The organism is Myxococcus sp. MISCRS1, assembly GCF_026626605.1.
Taxonomy (GTDB): domain Bacteria; phylum Myxococcota; class Myxococcia; order Myxococcales; family Myxococcaceae; genus Myxococcus; species Myxococcus fulvus.
Genome location: NZ_JAPNKB010000001.1, coordinates 880,305 through 897,255 on the forward strand (window position 1 = coordinate 880,305; position 16,951 = coordinate 897,255).

General features: G+C 70.1%; 13 protein-coding genes. 3 read left to right on the forward strand and 10 right to left on the reverse strand.

From position 1 onward, the window contains the following. The first annotated feature begins 3 nt into the window (after positions 1–3). From OWM54_RS03200 to OWM54_RS03210, 3 genes are all read left to right on the forward strand, one after another. Positions 4–1,155: an STM4014 family protein gene (locus OWM54_RS03200; protein WP_267696591.1), complete on the forward strand. Its 1,152-nt coding sequence runs from the start codon at positions 4–6 to the stop codon at positions 1,153–1,155. Between the two features lie 94 nt (positions 1,156–1,249). After that, a complete protein-coding gene (locus OWM54_RS03205; RefSeq protein WP_267696592.1) occupies positions 1,250–2,458 on the forward strand; it encodes a hypothetical protein in 1,209 nt (402 codons plus the stop codon). 210 nt (positions 2,459–2,668) lie between these two features. Beyond that, a complete protein-coding gene (locus OWM54_RS03210) occupies positions 2,669–4,003 on the forward strand; it encodes a reverse transcriptase family protein (RefSeq protein WP_267696593.1) in 1,335 nt (444 codons plus the stop codon). 56 nt (positions 4,004–4,059) lie between these two features. Here OWM54_RS03210 and OWM54_RS03215 read toward each other — a convergent pair whose 3' ends face one another. The 10 genes from OWM54_RS03215 to OWM54_RS43325 all read right to left on the reverse strand — a co-directional run bounded on the left by OWM54_RS03215 (position 4,060) and on the right by OWM54_RS43325 (position 16,873). Next, complete coding sequence (locus OWM54_RS03215; RefSeq protein ID WP_267696594.1) at positions 4,060–7,206, reverse strand: efflux RND transporter permease subunit; 3,147 nt, start codon at positions 7,204–7,206, stop codon at positions 4,060–4,062. A gap of 12 nt (positions 7,207–7,218) precedes the next feature. Next, complete coding sequence (locus tag OWM54_RS03220) at positions 7,219–8,382, reverse strand: efflux RND transporter periplasmic adaptor subunit (protein ID WP_324289041.1); 1,164 nt, start codon at positions 8,380–8,382, stop codon at positions 7,219–7,221. A 361-nt stretch (positions 8,383–8,743) separates the two neighbouring features. Further along, positions 8,744–9,661, reverse strand: a complete 918-nt coding sequence (locus tag OWM54_RS03225; protein ID WP_223750125.1) for an alpha/beta hydrolase-fold protein — start codon at positions 9,659–9,661, stop codon at positions 8,744–8,746. 234 nt (positions 9,662–9,895) lie between these two features. After that, positions 9,896–10,780: an STM4011 family radical SAM protein gene (locus OWM54_RS03230; RefSeq protein WP_267696595.1), complete on the reverse strand. Its 885-nt coding sequence runs from the start codon at positions 10,778–10,780 to the stop codon at positions 9,896–9,898. Further along, positions 10,777–12,093 (reverse strand): STM4012 family radical SAM protein, encoded by a 1,317-nt coding sequence (locus OWM54_RS03235; protein ID WP_267701082.1) that lies wholly within the window; start codon positions 12,091–12,093, stop codon positions 10,777–10,779. The genes OWM54_RS03230 and OWM54_RS03235 overlap by 4 nt, the downstream gene beginning before the upstream one ends. Positions 12,094–12,104: 11 nt before the next feature. After that, positions 12,105–12,899 (reverse strand): STM4013/SEN3800 family hydrolase, encoded by a 795-nt coding sequence (locus tag OWM54_RS03240; RefSeq protein WP_267696596.1) that lies wholly within the window; start codon positions 12,897–12,899, stop codon positions 12,105–12,107. After that, positions 12,890–13,645, reverse strand: a complete 756-nt coding sequence (locus tag OWM54_RS03245; RefSeq protein ID WP_267696597.1) for an HAD family hydrolase — start codon at positions 13,643–13,645, stop codon at positions 12,890–12,892. The genes OWM54_RS03240 and OWM54_RS03245 overlap by 10 nt, the downstream gene beginning before the upstream one ends. A gap of 42 nt (positions 13,646–13,687) precedes the next feature. After that, complete coding sequence (locus tag OWM54_RS03250) at positions 13,688–14,833, reverse strand: LOG family protein (RefSeq protein ID WP_223750129.1); 1,146 nt, start codon at positions 14,831–14,833, stop codon at positions 13,688–13,690. Between the two features lie 37 nt (positions 14,834–14,870). Continuing rightward, the gene (locus OWM54_RS03255) at positions 14,871–15,830 is read right to left on the reverse strand and encodes a L,D-transpeptidase family protein (protein ID WP_267696598.1); all 960 of its coding nucleotides are present in this window, start codon (positions 15,828–15,830) and stop codon (positions 14,871–14,873) included. A 47-nt stretch (positions 15,831–15,877) separates the two neighbouring features. Next, positions 15,878–16,873 carry a tetratricopeptide repeat protein gene (locus OWM54_RS43325; RefSeq protein ID WP_370640413.1) on the reverse strand — a complete coding sequence of 332 codons (996 nt, stop codon included), beginning with the start codon at positions 16,871–16,873 and terminating at the stop codon, positions 15,878–15,880. Positions 16,874–16,951 lie beyond the last annotated feature (78 nt).

The following is a 16,951-nucleotide window of genomic DNA, read 5'->3' on the forward strand; positions in this document are numbered from 1 at the left end:
CCCATGTCCGCGTTGCCCGGCTTCATCGTCATCGGCAACGCGGAGAACCGGCGCGTCTCGCTGTTCCAGGACGCGCTGGACCGTCAGGGCCTGCCGCCCGCGAAGGTGGTGCCCTGGCGGGAGCTGCTGGAGTCCCCTGCCCGCCTCGCCGAGCTCCCCGACACGGACGCGTTCGTCCGCATCGACGCCGCGGGCGAGAGCTGGGAGGTGGAGAAGGGCCTGTTGAAGCGGGGCTACGAGGACGCGCTCGCGCACGGGGGACAGGTGCTCACCCCCGATGAGGTCGACGCGCTCGTCGAGGACCACGGGCGCATCCTCGCCCCCCGGCAGGGACACCTCGGCTTCCTGCGCGTCCTCTCGGAATTGGAGGCCGTGTTCCGCGAGCGCCCGTCGTGGCGGGTGCTCCAGTCGCCCGCGAGCATCCGGGACTTGTTCGACAAGCGCGTCACCTCGCGCCACTACGCCGCGCTGGGCGTGCCCGTGCCGGAGCCCCTGGACGGGGTGACGGACGTGGCATCGCTGCGCGAGCGCATGGACGAGGAGGGCTGGCGCGAGGTGTTCGTGAAGGTGTCCTGCGGCTCGTCCGCGTCGTGCCTGGGCATCTTCCGGCGACTTCGCGGCCACGAGTCGCTGGTGACCACCGTCGAGCAGTCGCCGAGGGGCTGGTTCAACACGCTCAAGGTGCGCCGCATCCGCGAGCCGGAGCCGCTGGAGCAGGTGCTCGGCTTCCTCTTGCGCGAGGGCTCGCAGGTGGAGCGCTCGATTCCGAAGGCGCGGCTGGGCGGAGACCTCTTCGACTGTCGGGTGCTGGCGGTGCGCGGCGAGCCCGCGTTCATCGTGGTGCGCCAGAGCCGGCTGCCCATCACCAACCTGCACCTGGGCGGCTGGCGCGGAGAGCTGGAGGAGTTGGAGGCGGCGGTACCCCGGAACGAATGGGACGCGGCGATGGAGAGCTGCCGCCAGGTGGCGGGCGCCCATGACTGCCTGCACGTCGGCATCGACCTCATGTTCGAGGAGTACTTCACCGGGCACCGCGTGCTGGAGGCGAATGCCTTCGGTGACCTGCTGCCCGGCCTGAAGCGCGATGGCCTCACCGTGTACGAGTGGGAGATTCGCGAGGCCCTGCGGGCCGCTGGCTTCGACGTGCCCGCCTGACACCTCCGTCGCAAAGACAGGCACGGACGCGAAAGAGCGGTTTATCCGCCTCACCGGGCCTAGAGTGCGAACCTTTCTCGAGGAAGGTTCCGCCATGAATTGGAAAGCGTCACTCGGTGCGTTGCTCTTCACGTTGACGGCCTGCTCGGAGTCTCCGGACCCGACGCCCACGCCGCCCCGGCCGATGAAGGCCGTGTTGTTCCCGTACATCCCGGACACGGTGGGGGACGGCTTCGCGAGCCTCGCGGCGCGGCTCGAAGCGGACTTCGAGCGGGAGCACTCGGACATCGACCTGGACATCGTGTTCGATGCCAACCTGGATGTGTATGACCTGGATGATGGCGGCACGCTGAACCAGCTGCTCGGCTCGGGCCCCTCGGCGGCGCAGGTGGTGGAGGTGGACACGCTCATCCTGGGCTCACTGGTGTCGAAGGGCTGGATTCAGCCGGTGACGCCGGCGGCGGGCACGGTGCATCCGGCGGCCGAGGAGGCGGTGCGCATCTCCGGCACCAGCTACGGCATGCCCACGTACCTGTGCACCTACGTGGTGTACTCGCACAGCACGAACATCCGCTCCGCCACGAATGGCGCGACGCTGGTGGACATCCTGCGAGAGGTCTCTCCTGGCAAGCGGCCGCTGGCGGCGAACTTCGACGGGAGCTGGACGCTGCCCTCCTCGTACATCGACGCGTGGGGAGACACGCACCCGGCGGACGCCCTGCCCGGCGCGCTGTCGTTGCCGCTGGATGCGACGACGCTGACCCCGTTCGAGACCGTGGTGGACAGCTGCGCGATGGAGCCCGGCGTCAACCCGTGCCTGGATGGGACGTACGCGGACAACACGGCGGCGGAGGAGGCGTTCGCCACGGAGCAGGCCAACGGGTTCATGGGCTACACCGAGCGCCTGGTGCCCATCCTGAAGGCCCGGCCGGGGATGGCGTTGCCGGACGTCGTCTCGGTGCCGCTGGGTGGCGGCTCGGCGCCCACCGTGTTCGTGGACGCGCTGGTGGTCAACGCGGGCTGCACGGGCACGTGCGCGGAGGACGCGAAGGCGCTCACCTCGTTCCTGGGGAGTCCCGAGGTGCGCGGCCTCATCGCCTTCAGCGGCGAGGGACCGCAGGGCACCCTGCCCCGCTACCTGCTCCAGGCCAACCGCGCCTTCTACCAGCAGGAGCCCGCGCGCTCGGACCCGATGTACCGCAAGTTCGAGCCGCTCATCCACGGCGCGCGGCCCTTCCCCAGCCAGGGCTTCCCGGAGAACCGCAAGGCGATGCAAGCCGCCCTGTTGGAGGCGTTGAAGTAGTAGGGTCCGCCTCGCCATGCGGCGGCTCGGAAACCCAGCGCGTAGACGGTCCGTGGTGACACGGCCCTCTGCATCTCCGGGGTACCCCCGGGGACTCTTCATGAGGAACACACTCCCACGCGAGGCCGGTATCGCGGCGAGCCGCGAGTCTGGCCACGCCGGACGGGACAGGTGGGCCCGAGCCGCCGCATGGCACCCGGAGGCCCGGACGTGAGCACGCGCCACCCCGTGGCGGCGGCGCTCGCGTCCGCGTTCCTCGCGGGCCCCTGGACTCGAGCGGGACTGAGGGAACGAGGCGCCCATGTCGTGAGCGGCCGCCCGCGCTGGCTCGTGCCCGTCGTCCGCGGCATCCTGAGGTACTTTCCTCGCCCGCCCCACGCCCGCATCGAGCTGCTCACCGAGCTGCTCGCCACCCGCCCAGCGCTCATCCGCGCCTGCGGCAACAGCGCCGAGCCCATCCGCATCCACCATTGGCTGGACGCGGAGCCTCAGATGGGCCGGCGGCCCTGGCCCGTTCCCGAGCTGACGACGCAGGCAGCCCTCGCGGAGTGGCTCGGGGTGACGGATGCGCAGCTCGGCTGGCTCGTGGATGGCTCGGGCTTCGAGCGCACGTCGCGTCCCGGCCAGTGGCGACGCTATCGCTACTTCTGGATTCCCAAGCGCACGGGAGGCAAGCGGCTCCTGGAGCAGCCAGGGCTGGACCTCGCGCGACTTCAGCGCAAGGTGCTGCACGACATCCTGGACGTCATCCCTCCCCACGCGGCTGCTCGCGGATTCGTCCGGGGTCTTGGGGTGAAGGACTTCGCGGAGCCGCACGTGGGCCGGGCCGTGGTGGTGCGCGTGGACCTGGAGGACTTCTTCCACGCGGTGCGGCCCGCGCAGGTGTGGGGCGTGTTCCGGACCGCCGGCTATCCCGATGGCGTCGTCAACGCGCTCGCCGGGCTCTGCACCAATCGGACGCCGGGCGCCGTCGTTGAACAGGCACGCCGGGCCGAGAGCGCACAGGAGCTTGACGCCTGCTGGCGACTGTCGCGCAGGCTCTCCGCGAGACACCTCCCGCAAGGAGCGCCCACGTCACCAGCGCTCGCGAACCTCGCGGCGTATCGACTCGATGTCCGCCTGTCCGCGCTCGCGGCGACGCTGGGCGCCCGGTACACGCGCTACGCGGATGACCTGGCCTTCTCCGGTGACGAAGCCCTGGCGCGACGCGTGCGCAGGCTGCTCGCGTGCGTGACGCGCATCATCCGCGAGGAGGGCTTCACCGTGCGCCAGGGGAAGACGCGCGTGATGCACCAGGGCCAGCAGCAGCGGCTCGCGGGCGTCGTGGTGAACGCGCACCCCACCGTCCCTCGCGAGGACTACGAGCGCCTGAAGGCCGTGCTGCACCTGTGCCGCACACGCGGCCCCGAGAGCCAGAACACCGAGCAGCATCCCGACTTCCGCGCGCACCTGCTCGGGAGGATTGCCTGGGTGGAGCATCTGCACCCGGCGCGAGGAGCCCGCTTGAGGGCCACCTTCGAGCGCATCACCTGGGCGTCGGAATGAAAAGAGGCCGCCGACAACGCGCCGGCGGCCTCTTCGGGCTTCACGTCGTCCCAGGCTCAGGACGTCGCGTGTGAGTCATCCACGGGAGCCGAGGACTCCGTCTTGCGTCGGGTGAACAGGCGCTGCACCACGACGAAGAACAGCGGCACGAAGAAGATTCCGAGCAACGTGCCCACCAGCATGCCGCCGAGCACGCCCGTGCCGATGGCCCGCTGAGCACCGGCGCCCGCGCCCGAGGCGATGGCCAGCGGCACCACGCCGAAGCCGAACGCCAGCGACGTCATCAGGATGGGCCGCAGACGCGCACGCACCGCGAGCAGCGTGGCCTCCACCAGCTCCATGCCCTTCTCGACGTTCTCCTTCGCGAACTCCACGATGAGGATGGCGTTCTTGCTCGACAACCCCACCGTGGTCAGCATGGCCACCTGGAAGTAGACGTCGCGGTCCATGCCTCGCATGAAGCTGCCCAGCACCGTGCCGAGGATGCCCAGCGGCGCCACCAGCAGCACCGCCGTCGGGATGGTCCAGCTCTCGTACATGGCCGCCAGACACAGGAACACCAGGAGCAGCGACAGCGTGTACAAGAGCGGCGTCTGCGAGCCCGCCTGCCGCTCCTGATACGACTGGCCCGTCCACTCCAGGCTGAAGCCCGGCGGCAGCTGCGCCACCATCTGCTCCACCGCGGCCATGGCATCGCCGGAGCTCACTCCGGGCGCCGCCTCACCGGTCAACTCCATGGCCGACACGCCGTTGAAGCGCTCGAGCCGGGGAGAACCCGAGCCCCACCGCACGCTCGCGAACGCGGGGAACGGAACCATCTCCCCCTTCGTGTTGCGCACGGACCACCGGCTGAAGTCCTCCGGCACCATGCGGAACGGAGCGTCCGCCTGGATGAACACCCGCTTCACGCGGCCCCGGTCGATGAAGTCGTCGATGTATTGACCGCCCCACGCCGCCGTCAGCGTGTTGTTGATGTCCGCCGTGGAGAGCCCCAGCGCGGTCGCCTTCGCCACGTCCACGTCCACGCGGAACTGCGGCGTGTCCTCCTGGCCGTTGGGCCGCACGTAGGCAATCAGCGGGTTCTGCATCGCCGCGCCCATGAACTGGTTGCGCGCGGCCGTCAGCGCCTCGTGCCCCTGTCCGATGTTGTCCTTGAGGAAGAACGTGAAGCCGGCCGAGTTGCCCAGCTCCGCCACCGCGGGCGGCGGGAAGGCGAACGCGAGCGCGTCTTCAATCTGCCCCAGGGCCCCCGCGGCGCGCCCCGCCACCGCGTTGACGCCCAGCTCCGCCGACTTGCGCTCCTTCCAGTCCCGCAGGTTGATGAACGCGATGCCGGCGTTCTGACCGCTGCCGGCGAAGCTGAAGCCCTGCACGCTGAAGAGCGCCTTGACGGAGTCCTTCTCGTTCTCCAGGAAGTGGTCCTCCAGCTGCTCGATGACCTTCATCGTGCGCTCCTGCGTGGCGCCCACCGGCGTCTGCACCAGGGCGAACAGGAAGCCCTGGTCCTCGGACGGGAGGAACGAGGTGGGCAGCTTGAGGAACAGCACCACCATCAGCGCGACCATGGCCACGAAGGCGACCATGAAGCTCCACGCCCGGCCCAGGATGCCCTTCACCACCGACTGGTAGCGGGCGTTGCTCCAGTCGAACGCGCGGTTGAACGCGCCGAAGAAGCCCTTGCTCGCCGCGTGGTGGCCCTTGGGAATGGGCTTGAGCAGCGTGGCGCACAAGGCCGGCGTGAGCACCAGCGCCACCAGCACCGACAGCGCCATGGACGTCACGATGGTCACCGAGAACTGCCGGTAGATGACGCCCGTGGAGCCCGCCAGGAACGCCATGGGGATGAACACCGCGGAGAGCACCACGCCGATGCCCACCAGCGCGCTGGTGATCTGCGACATCGACTTGCGCGTGGCCTCCTTGGGGGACAGCCCCTCCTCGCTCATCACGCGCTCGACGTTCTCCACCACGACGATGGCGTCATCCACGAGCAGGCCGATGGCGAGCACCATCGCGAACATGGTGAGCATGTTCGCCGAGTACCCCAGCGCGGTGAGCACGCCGATGGTGCCCAACAGCACCACCGGCACCGCGATGGTGGGGATGAGCGTGGCGCGGAAGTTCTGCAGGAACAGGTACATCACCAGGAACACCAGGAGGATGGCCTCCAGCAGCGTGGAGACCACGCCCTGGATGGCGACCCGGACGAACGGCGTGGTGTCGAACGGCACCACCGCCTTGAGTCCCTTGGGCAGCGTCGGCTCCATCTCCTTGAGGGCCGCCGCCACGCCCTGCGCGGTGTCCAGGGCGTTGGCGCCCGTGGCCAGCGACACGGCGATGCCCGTGGCGGGCTTGCCGTTGTAGCGGCTGATGACGCTGTAGTCCTCGGAGCCCAGCTCCACGCGGGCCACGTCGCCCAGCCGCAGCACCGAGCCGTCCGCGTTGCCTCGCAGGACGATGTTCCGGAACTGCTCCGGCGTCTGGAGGCGGTCCTGCGCCGTCACCGTGGCGTTGAGCTGCTGGCCCTTCACCGCGGGCGTGCCGCCCAGCTGGCCCACCACCACCTGCTGGTTCTGCCCGCGGATGGCGCCGATGACGTCCGTGGGCGTCAGCGCGTAGGTGTCCAGCTTGTTGGGGTCCAGCCAGATGCGCATGGCGTACTTCGTGCCGAACACCTGCGTGCTGCCCACGCCCGGGACGCGGGAGATGGGGTCCACCATGTTGGTGGCGACGAAGTCCTGGATGTCGTCACCGCCCATGCTGCCGTCCTCGGACACGAAGCCGATGACCTGCAGGAAGCCCGAGGCCGCCTTGGTGACGGCGATGCCCTGCTGCTGCACGGCCTGCGGGAGTAGCGGCGTGGCCAGCTGCAGCTTGTTCTGCACCTGCACCTGCGCGATGTCCGGGTCGGTGCCGTTGGCGAACGTGAGGGTGATGGTCGCCGCGCCGTTCGACTCGCTGGTCGACGACATGTAGAGCAGGTTGTCGAGCCCCTTCATCGTCTGCTCGATGACCTGCGTGACGGAGTCCTCGATGGCCTTCGCCGAGGCGCCCGGGTACACGGCGCCCACCGTCACGGTCGGCGGAGCGATGATGGGGTACTGCGCGATGGGCAGCCGGGTGATGGAGAGCGCGCCAGCCATCATGATGATGATGGCGAGGACCCACGCGAAGATGGGTCGATCAATGAAGAATCTTGCCATGGCCGCGTTCCGTCACTGGTTGGGAGCCGGCGGGACGAGGGGCGCGGCTTCGCCCCCCTTCGTCTCTGTCGGCGGGGCTTCCGTCGCCTGGACGGGCATGCCCGGCTGGATCTTCTGGAGGCCGGAGATGATGACGCGGTCGCCCTCGGACAGGCCGCTGTCCACGAGCCAGCGGTCTCCCACGGTGCGGCTCACCGCGACGGTGCGCGGCTCCACCTTGCCGTCCTTGCCCACCACGAGCGCGGAGGCGTTGCCCTTCGCGTCGCGCGCGATGCCCTGCTGCGGGACCAGCAGGCCCTCCTGACGCAGGCCGTTGCCCACGAGCGCGCGCACGTACATGCCGGGCAGGAGCATCTGGTCGGGATTGGGGACGGTGATGCGCAGCGCGAAGGTGCCGGTGCCCGGGTCCACCGTCACGTCGGAGAACGTGAGCGAGCCGGGGTGGGCATAGCGGCTGCCGTCCTCCAACAGGAGCGTGACGGGCGTGCTGTCGGTGGGCTTGAGCGTGCCGGCGCTGAGCTCCTTGCGCAGGCGGAGCAGCTCGCTGCTCGACTGGGTCAGGTCGACGTAGAGCGGGTCCAGCTGCTGCACGACGGCGAGCGCCTGCGGCTGGTTGGCGGTGACGAGCGCGCCCTGGGTGACGGACGACTTGCCGATGCGACCGGCGATGGGCGAGGTGATGCGCGCGTGTCCGAGCGTCACGCCGGCGCGCTGGACGGCGGCCTGCGCGGCCTTGACGTCCGCCTCCGCCTGGGCGAGCGCGGCGACGGCCTTCTCGTTGTCGGCGGGGGTGACGGCCTCGAGCTTGAACAGCTCGGCGGAGCGCTTGGTGGAGAGGGCGACCGAGGTCAGCGTCGCCTGGGCGCGCTCCAGCGCGGCCTTGGCGCTGGCGTAGTCGGCGCGGTAGGTGGCGTCATCGAGCTCATAGAGGGCCTGGCCCTCCTTCACCTGGCCGCCCTCGGTGAAGAGCCGCCGCTGGACCAGGCCGTTGACCTGGGGGCGGACCTCCGCGACGAGGAACGCCTGGGTGCGCCCGGGCAGCTCGCGCGTGAGCAGCACGGACTCCGACTTGAGGGTGACGACGGTGACGGGGGCGGCCTGGGGAGCCTGCTGCTGCTGTTGCTGCTGCTCGGCGGGCTTCTCACAGGCGACGAGCAGCACGGCGCCAGACAGCATTCCAACGAACGCCGGCGTGAGCCGACGTGAACGAGACCACATGAAGTCCTCGGGGGTGGGGGACTGAAACGGGCGGCCGAAATCCTTCCGGCGCGGCCTCTCCTCTACCGAATACGCGCGCTCATGCCACCAAATCCGCATGCGCCCGGAGTGAATCCTCCGGAGCGACGTCAGCAATTCGCGGCGGACGAAATCCCGCTGGAATCCTGACAGGAGTTGTGTGCACGCGAGATTTCCGGTTGTGCGGCGTGCACGCGTTTTCGAGCACGACGAACGGTCGTTCTCGGGCGCGACACGCGCACGTCACGGAGGTGAGGACGGGCGCCACCCCACGAGGGCGCCCGTCCTCAGGAGCCGGAGCTCAGGGCACCGACGCGCGCTGCTGCGCGAGGAGCCAGTCCCAGAAGGCGTAGTTGTTGTAGGTCTGGGTCCAGCAGTCATGCGCGCTGCCGGGAATCACGGTGAGCCGGGCCTGGAGGTTGCCCGTCGACACGTAACCCGGCTGGGACGTCCACACGTTGCTCGCGGCGCCGGCGAACAGGTACGTCAGCGTCGCGGACGGCTGCGGCACCGTCACCATCTGTCCCTGGTTGAAGTTCTTCGTCACGCCCATCAGCCACGAGCGCTCGGCCAGCAGCGAGTTGCCATCCGCGAACGAGTGCACGGCCCACACCGGCACGTTCTTCAGCTGGGTGATGGTGGGGCCCGGGCCGCCGATGTTGGTCGCCATGGGCGCGAGCGCCGCCAGGCGGTGGCCGTACGTATACGCGTACTGCCAGGCGCCATAGCCGCCGTAGCTCAGGCCCGTGACGTAGATGCGGGACAGGTCCACGCGGTAGTTCGCCACGATGAAGTCGACGAAGGCGTTGACCTCGGCGGGGACCCAGTTCGTCGCCGCCTGCGGCGTGAAGATCATCACCTGCTTCTGACCGAAGTACGTCTTGGCCGTGGGCTCGTGGCGGATCTTCTTCAGCGCCCCGTTGGCCGTGCCCTTCTCGAACAGGGCCGCCTCGTTCTGCGCGGTGCCGAACTCACCCCGGCCGTTGAGGTGGATGATGACCGGGTAGCGCGTCTCCGGAGACGTCAGGTAGCCGGGCGGCAGGTACTCGACGTAGCCATACAGCGTGCCCGTGCTCGCGGGCATGCGCGTCACGAGCTGGTCCTCGGTGGTGACGGTGAGCCGCGAGCCCTGCGCCTCCAGGGACTCGTGCTCCCCCAGCTCCCCTCCGCAAGCAACAACCCCCATCACGAAACACAGCAACATCCAACGTAGCAGCATGGTGTGCTCTCCAGGGTGAACGACGGTAGGCACCTGGAGTCTGCACAAAAGCTGGAATCCCGGAAACAGCCACAGCCCTGCTGATACAATCGGGATTCAAATGCGACACGAGGGCCGTCGACGCACCTGGCCCCCGCTGCCCTCACATCAACCGCCCCAATAGCCCCGGGCAATGCAGGTGCAGCGCACAAACAGACGCGCCATGTCTTGCTTTGCGGCCGCGACGCCCAGGCTTCAGCGACTCGCGACAGGCTCACGCCGCCACAGCGGCTCGGCCGGCACGCGCTCCAGGATTCCGGAGCCGAAGACCCGGTCCAGCTCCAGGTAGTCCATGTGCACATAGCCGATGTGACAGCCACAGGTCGCCTTCGAGCACGGTCGGGGACGCAGCGCCTGGTCGAAGTCCGGCGCGTAGATGTTGCCAATCGCCTCGTCGATGAAGTGACACCGCCGCGCCGTGCCCTCCCCGTCCACGGAGATGACCGACTCCCCTCCCCTGCACGCCTTCCCCAGGCTCGGGTGACGCACGTTGTTCACCGGGAACAGGGGGTCCAACCGCGTGAAGCGCGCCACGTCCTCGGGCGTGTAGGGCTCCTCCTGCCCGTCCTTCACCGCGTTGATCCACAGGTACGTCTCGGCCGGCAGCTCGCGGCGCAGCGTCTCCGCCTCCTCCACGAAGCGCAGGAAGCCCACCACGCCCACGCTGTGCCGGACGCCCAGCGACACCAACGTCTCACACTGCTTCAGGAAGCGCGGCCGCTTCGTCCACTCCGGGTGGTACGTCGCCCAGAGGCCCAGCTTCTCCGCGCGGCAGTCCTTCACCCAGTCCAGCCGACACGACAGGTTCGTCTGCGCCGCCACCCGCTCCACGTGCGGCAGATGCGTCAGCCGCGCCAGCGCCTGCTGATACCAGGGCCAGATGAGCGCCTCACCCCACGGCGTGAAGAACACCGACACCGTGTCCTTCGTGCGCGCCTCCACCCACGCGATGAACCGCTCCAGGTCCGCGCGGTCCTTCGCCAGCTCCTCGTCCGTGTGCTTCCACTTCCCGAACGGGCAGTACTCGCAGCCGTAGTTGCAGCTCGACAACGGCCCCCGATAGAGCACCGTGAGCTTCATCGCCAGGCGTACTCCGACGACAGCGCGCGCACCCCGTCCGAATGCAGCCACGGACCAATCAAGTCCGAGCGCTCCACCCCCGCCGCCGTCAGCCGCAGCCCCGTGGCGTCCCTGCGCCCCAGGCCGTGCGCCTCCAGCTCCAACAGCTCCGGGAAGTCCTCCAGCACCTCCGCGCCGAACCGCGCCCGGTACGCCGCCAGGTCCACTCCTTCCGCGAGCAGCGACAACAACATGAACCTGCGCCGCCGCTCCCCCTCGTCCAACCGGAAGCCGTACCCCACCTCTCCAAAGGACTCCGCCGTCCGAGCGCTGTACGACGCGATGATGTTGCGCACCTCGCGCGAGCCCACCGCGTACTCGGACGAGTAATGCACCGCCCCCGTGTACGAGCGCGCCCCGCAGCCCAGCCCCACCATCCCGTCCTCCTGGCAGCGGTACACCGGGCCCCCCGCGTCCGGCGCGTGCTTCGCGCGGAACATGCGCATCGACACCTGCGTGTACCCCTGCGACAGGAGGAAGTCCCGGCCCGTGCGGTACAGCGACAGCCGCAGGTCATCCCATGCGCGCGCCTTCTTCCCCAGGAAGGTCAAGGGGCGCACGTACAGGGGATACAGGTAGATCTCCTCGGGCGAGAAGCGCAGCGTCTCCCGCAGCGAGTACAGGAAGCTCTCCGGCGTCTGCCCCTCCATCCCATAGATGAGGTCCAGGTTCAGCGTCGGGAAGCCCGTCGAGCGGATGAGGTCCAGCGCCGACTCCACCTGCGCCGTCTTCTGCGGACGCTTCACCGCGGCCACCTCCGCCTCGATGAAGCTCTGCACGCCCATGCTCACCCGGTCCGTGCCCCGCGACCGCAGCGTCCGCAGCTTCTCCGCGTCCACCGTCTCCGGCGACACCTCCACCGACACCGGGATGTTCCGAGGGTCCGCCCCCAGCACCTTCTCCGCCAGGTCGAACACCTTGTTCAATCCCGTCACGTCCAGCAGCGTCGGCGTGCCTCCGCCCAGCGCCAGCCTGGCGAAGCTCGCCCGGCCCAGCGCGTCCTTCACCCGCTGCGTCTCGCGCTCCAGCGCGCCCAGATACCCGTCCACCACGTCCTGCCTGGGGCCCGCCGCGGTGAACAGGTTGCAGAACCCGCAGCGCATCTCGCAGAACGGGACGTGGAAGTAGAGGAACAGCGCGTCGCGCCGCTCCTCGGCCCACACCGACTCCAACGAGAGGGGCGGCGTGAAGGGCCGGTAGGCCGTCTTGTGCGGGTACCCATACAGGTACGCCACGTACGGCGACTCTCCCAACATCTGCTCCAGGCGCGTCATGGTGCGGGCTCTCACGGCAGGGTGAACTCCGCGTAGGGGACCGTCCAGACGACGGGGTGACCCACGCGGTGACCGTTATAACCGTCCTCGCCGTACGCCGTGCCGTGGTCCGAGCAGACGATGCAGAAAGCCGGCCCCCGCCGCCGCAGCGCGGCGAACAGGGGAGGGAGCTGACTGTCCACGTATTCCAGGGCTGCCGCGTGGGTCTCCCGCGAGTCCTCGCTGGCGCCCGGCAGGTAATGACGGTTGGGCTGGTGGAGCGCGGAGATGTTGATGAACAGGAAGATTCGCTGTTGCCTCGGGAGGGCGTCCAGGCGACGGACCGCCAGGGCCACCTGGTGCTCGGTCGAGCGGGGCTCGCGCACCCCCAGCTCCGGCGCCCAGTGGCTCTCCGCGAACAGGCCCGGCAACACGTTGCCCAGCGGGTTCAGCTTGTTGAAGAAGCCCACGCCGCCGATGCACACCGTGTGGTAGCCGCGCCCCGCGAGCCCCGTCACCAGGTCCGGCGCATCCAGTACGCACGTCCCCTGCCCCGTCGTCTCACTGCCCTCGAAGCGCATCGCGAACAAGCGCGGGTGGCGGCCCGGACGCGCGGGGGTGGGAAGAAAGCCCGCGAAGAAGGCGTGGTGCGCGGCGTAGGTGAAGCTCGCCGGCGAGTGCCGCTCCTCCCACTGTCCTCCAGGCAGGAGCGCGGCCAGGTTCGGGATGCGCCCCGAGGCGGCCAGCTCGGTGGCCACGTCGTGGCGCAAGGTGTCCAGCGTGAGGAAGAGCAGGTCGTGCGAGCCGACCACCTGGTTCATGTCCATGACGAGAGCACCCGCTCGAGGTCCCGCACGGCCGTGGAGACGCGCTCCACGGTGAAGTCGGGCGGAGGCAGCGACGCGGGCCACTCGCGCCCGTGCGACACCCAGCACGTGGTGATGCCCAGCCGCCCCGCGCCGACGATGTCGCGCACCGGGTCATCGCCCACGTGGAGCACCTCCGAGGGCGCGCGGTTCACGTGCTTCAGCGCCGCCTGGAAGATGGCCGGGTCGGGCTTCTCCACGCCCACCTCGCTGGAGAAGAAGCCCTGCGGCACGCAGTGGTAGAGCCCGGCGTGGAGCAGCTTCATGCGCTGCGTGTCCGCCGCGCCGTTGGACACCACCACCACGGGCTGACGGCCCGCCCGCGCGGCGAGCCACGCCACCAGCTCCGGGTCCGACGTCACCTGCCGCGCCAGCCCCACGTGGAACTCCGCGCGCAGCGCCTTCTCGGAGAGCCCCACCGGGAAGCGCTCGAGCAGGTCCTGGAAGAACGCCTGCCGGTCGCGCCCACCCCGCTCGTCGAGCCCGCGCAAGGTGGCCAGGTCCTCGGCGCGACGGTGCGCGGGGAAGACGTCCGGGAAGCGGGCCATGAAGCTCTCGAAGTAGCGCGTGAAGGCGCCCCCTCGGTCGACCAACGTGTCGTCGACGTCGAAGAAGAGCGCCTTCGGACGCACCGGGCCGTACTTCCCGAAGGCCCGGGGCTTGTCCATCCAGCGTCTGTCCGCGTACTGCCCACCCTTCTTTCGCATCGCACCCTCCCGTGCCTCACCGCGCGGGTGAAGTCCAGCGGCTCAGCTGGCGGCCGGCGATGAGCGGTCGTACGCCCGCAGCGCCTCGACGACCTCCTCGCGTGAGTCCGTGAGGAGCAGGTGCCGCGCGTACTCGTGGCCCTGCGCGAGCTGCGCCAGCAGCGGGTACACCGGGCGGGTGCGCGTCCAGAACTCCCGGCCCAGGAAGATCATCGGGCTGATGACGCCCACGCTGTTGTAGTGATTCTGGCAGGCGTCCTGGAAGACCTCCTGGATGGTGCCGGCACTGCCGGGCGCGTACACGATGCCGCCCTTGGCGATGGTGAGCAGGCCGTCCTCGCGCACGCTGTTGGCGAAGTACTTGGCGATGTGCGTGGCGAAGGGGTTGGGCGGCTCGTGGCCATAGTGCCACGTGGGGATGCCCAGGCTCGAGCAGGCGAAGACGTCCTTGGGTCCGAGGGGGAACGCGCCGCGCACCTCGAAGGCCCGCGCCAGCCACTCGCGGTCCGTATAGCTGGGGGCCCTGGCGAGGATCTCGAGCCCCGCGTCGAGCTCCGCCTCCGTGCGCGTGGCGAACCAGGCGCCCACGTGTGTGGCCTCCATCGCGCCGGGGCCGCCGCCGCTCACCAGGAAGAAGCCCGCGCGCGTCAGCTCGCGCGACAGCGTGGCCACCTCGCGATAGTCGGGCATGCCGCGCTTCATGGAGTGCCCGCCCATGATGGCCACCACCTTGCGCGGCGGCCCCGCCTTGAAGAGCAGGCCCTCCATCGCGTCCGTCACCGCGTGGTCATGCAGCCGCTGCGCGAGCGTCTCCAGCAGCGTCGGCGGCGTGCCCCGGCCGTGGGATTCCCAGTGGCGATAGATGCGCGCGTCGAGCGTGTCCTCGTACGTCTCCGGGCGCGCCGGGTCGAAGCCCGCGTACAGCTCCTCCGGCGTGTAGAGCGTGCCCCGGTACGGCTGATAGGGCACCCCGGAGATGGGCGGGAAGACGAGCGCGCCGTGGGCGAGCGCCGCCTGGAGCGCGTCCTTCTCCAGCTCGCAGCCCAGGAACACGGTGCCCGCCAGCGGCAGCGTGCCCAGCTCGCGCGTGTAGCGCCTCAGGTCCAACCCCTGGATGACGACGTTGGCGAGGCTGTGTCCCTCGCGAAGATGCCGCTCGAAGGCCTCGGGAGTCTCTAGCTCGATCACCCCGGAAGGATTCCACGCCTCGCGGCCGTCTTGAAGGCTAGAAGAGGACCACCATGGTGCCCTTGGGCATCTGCTCGTACAGCCTGGTGATGTCCCCCGGGTGGAACACGACGCAGCCCCAGGACAGCCGCCCGCCGCTCTCCTCCAGGGACCACTCGCCCGACCAGCCGTGGAACCCGATGCCGCTGCCCAGCCGGGTGCTCGCGTCCGTCGCCTCGCGCGCCGTCCACGCGCGCGCAATCCCCTGGCGCGCCTTCTCCGTGAGCCACCCGCGCCTCACGCCCCGGCTCGCGTCCCACGGGTTCGGGTAGTTCACCCGCAGCCAGTGGCCGCCGTAATAGGCCGCGTACGGCCCGGTGATGTTCCCGCGCACCGTCTGCACGATGAAGTACATGCCCACGGGCGTGCGGTTGTCGCCTCGCTCCTGCTTGGGTCCCTCGCCCTGGCCGAAGCCCACCTCCACCCTCGCCCGCTCGACGCCCCGCTCGTACAACCGGAGTTCGTTCCGAGCGTGCGAGATGAGCACCAGCACCGGCTCCTCCAACGGCTGCGGCAGGCGGGCCCGCTCCCGGGTGAAGCGCCGGGCCTCCGCCGGGGACAGCTCGCGGTCCGTGTGCAGCACCACCGAGGCCCGCGGCCCCACGCGCCCGAGCACCTGTCCACGGGACACCCCGGCTCCGCGCTCAAGCGACACCGACGCCAGTCCCGAGTACACGGCGCGCACGCGCTGGAGCTCGTGGTTCTCGTGATACAGATGTTCCAGGGTGACACTTTCGCCCGTGGCCTCCACCACGCGGCCTCGCGCCAGGGAGCGCGCCTCGGCGCCGGGCTTCGCGCCGCCCAGGTCCGCCCACGCCTCGAACCCGTCCGTGGGAGCGTGGGCCGGACGCAGCCAGGCCTCGAAGACATCCGGCGCCTCGGCGAGCGCGCGTGGGGTGACCAGGGCGAACAGGAGGCAGGACAGGAGCCCGCCATGACGGAGCACGAATCGAGGCACGTGTCCTGGACACTCGGGCCGCGCCGACGGTTCCGTCAACCCCCTCGTCAGCGCCGGGCCTCCAGCGCGCGCAGGGCCGCCTGGGCCTGGAGCAGCTCCGGGTGGGCATTGGCCGCGGCGGCGTCCTGCGCGGCCAGCCGCAACTGTCGCGCGGCCTCCTCGCGCTCTCCCAGCCGCAGGTGGGCACGCCCCAGGGCGCAGCGCAGGAGCGACTTCAGCTTCCGGTCTCCCAGCATCCCCGCGAGCTGGAGTCCCCGGACGGCGTCCTCCTTCGCCAGCTCCGGCGCGTCCGCCTGGCTGTGCAAGAGCGCGAGGCCATGGTGCGTGTACGCCATGCCGCCCCGGTCCCCCGTGCGCGCCTTCGAGTCCAGCGCGAGCTGGAAGTAGTGCACCGCGCGCTCACGGTCCCCCGAGCGCGCGTAGGCATCCCCCAGGTTGAACAGCGCCGTGGAGTGCTCCCACGTGTCCCCCGCGCGCTCGGTCCAGCGCAGCACCGCCGCGTACTCCGCCGTGGCCTGCTCCGCGCGCCCCTGCCGCATCAGCAGCATCCCCATGGCGCGGTGCAGGGACGCCTCCGCGCTCGCCCGGCCCACGCCGTCCTGCCCCGACACCTGGAGCAGCCGCGCGCGCGCGCTCCCCAGCCGCGCCTCCGCCTCGGTGAAGCGGCCCAGCCAGCACAGCGCGAGCGAGGACAGCGCGTCCAACGAAGCGGCGGCGACGAGCGCCTCCTCGGACGACTCCTCCACGACGCCCACCTCGCCCAGCGCCACCACCTCCTCGTGGCGCTCCAGCGACAACACCACCGAGACCAGCTTGCTCAAGCACTGGAGCCGCCCGGCCGTCCCCCCGCGTCCCCCCACCTCGTCGAGGGACAGGGCGATGCGCCACGCGGACTCCGCCTCCCCCCGCTCCCCCGCCAGCCGGTGCGCATCCCCCATCCGCTCCCACAACACCCGCCCCCACTGACACGCGGACTCCAATGACAGCCGCGAGGACACCTCCAGCGCGAAGCGGTACACCTCCAGCGCGGCCGCGGGCTCCATCGCGGCCAGGTTCCACCCGGCGACCTCCAACAGGTGCGGCAGCGCGCGCTCCGGCCGCTTCGCCCCCAGCCAGTGACG